We start from the raw sequence: 1,401 nt of genomic DNA on the forward strand, positions 1-1,401 counted from the left end.
TTGCTCTTTTGCAACGCTACGAACCAATAAAGACTTGGCCAAATCGTTTATTACTAAAGAAGAAAGAACAAACCAAAACCTTAAAATTAGTAAAACAGCAAAGTACTGTTTGGGAAATGGGAAAACCGTTTGTTTTAAATTCGTTGATTAAAGCAGATTCTGCCAACCAAAAGCTACTTTCGATTATAAAAGTAAAAACCACATACAATTGGTTTGGTAAATTACTAAATTTGTTCTTTCAGCCGCCGCATCTCAACATGGAATTGGCAACCAACAAAGGCGAAAAAACGGTTTATCGAACTGTGCCAATCTTGCTAAATAAAGGCCTAATTGTAAACGCAAAGATTGACAGCGTGAAGAATTTAAAACAATTCTTTGAGACTGGTTCGGTTGAAAATAAAAGCATTGAAACCGTAAAATTTGACGAAATTCTGAGAAGAAAAGCGGGTTTTGACAAGAAAATTGAAGTTTTAGAAGAATTCTACGAATTAAAATAAGCAACATGAGACGTTTGAAAATAGTTACTTTAGTATATTTTGCCTTCTTTCTGACTGGCAAAAACACATCAAATGCTCAAAAATACGTTTGTCACGGTGTATTAAATTTAGACTCTGACCCCAACAACGCCATTCCTGTCATGAATAAGTTGGTGGCGGCAGGCTGTAATGCTACCCAGCTCACAGTATATTGGGAGCGAGTCTATCCGCAGCCTAATTCAAGACCCAATTTTACCCAACTCGATAATCAAATTAACCACGCAGTCAATAATCTCGGCATAAAAGTAGCTATCCGCATACATCTTGGGCGAAACTATGGACTCACGAAAGGTTTTTGGGACGAAGAAGAAGCCGTAAAAGATTTTCGAGGGAAAGTACTGACTAATTACTACGATAATAATCACTTCAGTTTTGCTCATCAACCGTCTATTGACAAAGCCTCTGGATTTGTGAGAGAAGTTTGTGAACGCTACAAAAACCTCCAAAGAAGTGGCAAAATCATTTATATTTCGGTGGTAAACACACCTCAGCAAGAGTTGGGTTTCACGTACCAAAATCAGCAATGGCCCGAAAGAGAGTACGTTGCTCTTTTCGACCACTCGAAGTGGGCAATGATAAAATTTAAGGATTGGGCAAGAGAAAAATACACAACCATTCGCACGCTCAATTCGTTTTGGGGAACAAATTATAAAAGTTTTTTGGAGGTAGAGCCCTACGTAAATTGGTGGAATATAAACGATTCGTTTCGAGGACGTCGAGGAAAAGATTGGTATGTTTTTCGTCATTTAATGATAAAAAACTATTATGACCAACTCATCAAAACCATCAAATCGGTTGACCCTACTTACAAAATAGCTTGCGAATACGGTGGCATTGCCGATAACCTTACTTTGCTTCGCAATAC

General features: G+C 37.8%; 2 protein-coding genes. Both read left to right on the plus strand.

What is annotated here, in order from left to right:
* Window positions 1-497, plus strand: a 497-nt coding sequence (locus ACOVO2_RS19145; protein WP_421771517.1) for a hypothetical protein, incomplete at its 5' end; no start/stop codon positions are given.
* A 5-nt stretch (window positions 498-502) separates the two neighbouring features.
* Window positions 503-1,401, plus strand: an 899-nt coding sequence (locus ACOVO2_RS19150) for a beta-galactosidase (RefSeq protein WP_421771518.1), incomplete at its 3' end; no start/stop codon positions are given.

The sequence above is a fragment of the Emticicia sp. genome (genome assembly GCF_049241225.1).
GTDB lineage: Bacteria > Bacteroidota > Bacteroidia > Cytophagales > Spirosomataceae > Emticicia.